Source organism: Pseudacidovorax intermedius (assembly GCF_001476815.1).
GTDB classification, from domain to species: domain Bacteria; phylum Pseudomonadota; class Gammaproteobacteria; order Burkholderiales; family Burkholderiaceae_C; genus Xenophilus; species Xenophilus intermedius_A.
Map to the genome: position 1 here is coordinate 1 of NZ_LDSL01000268.1, position 680 is coordinate 680.

Below are 680 nucleotides of genomic sequence, written 5' to 3' on the forward strand. Positions count from 1 at the left end.
TACCCGGCTCTCGGGCGTGGCCGACCACCTGGCGCAGAACGACCTGCATGCGCTGGCGCTGGCGCGGGAGGCGGTGAGGAACCTGAATGCGCAGGGGGTGGGGGACCGCGGGGTGGCGGGTGGACCTGGTGCCCCCCAGTCCGTTCGCACTGAGCTTGTCGAAGTGCCTGCCGAACCCGCCTATCCCCCCGAAGACCTCTACGGCGTCATCCCCACCGACACCCGCAAGCCCTTCGACGTGCGCGAGATCATCGCCCGCATCGTCGACGGCAGCGAGTTCCATGAATTCAAGGCCCGCTTCGGCACCACCCTGGTCTGCGGCTTCGCGGCCATCGAGGGCATGCCGGTGGGCATCGTGGCCAACAACGGCATCCTGTTCTCGGAGTCGGCGCAGAAGGGCGCGCACTTCATCGAGCTGTGCGGCCAGCGGAAGATTCCGCTCGTCTTCCTGCAGAACATCACCGGCTTCATGGTCGGCCGCAAGTACGAGAACGAGGGCATCGCCCGCCACGGCGCCAAGATGGTGACGGCGGTGGCCACGGTCAACGTGCCCAAGTTCACCATCATCATCGGCGGCAGCTTCGGCGCGGGCAACTATGGCATGTGCGGCCGGGGGTACTCGCCGCGCTTCCTCTGGATGTGGCCCAACGCCCGCATCAGCGTCATGGGCGGCGAGCAGG

General features: G+C 67.6%; 1 protein-coding gene. It reads left to right on the forward strand.

Annotated features, from left to right (window positions below; translation table 11 throughout):
- Nucleotides 1-680, forward strand: a 680-nt coding sequence (locus tag NS331_RS25150) for a carboxyl transferase domain-containing protein (RefSeq protein WP_275936484.1), incomplete at both ends; no start/stop codon positions are given.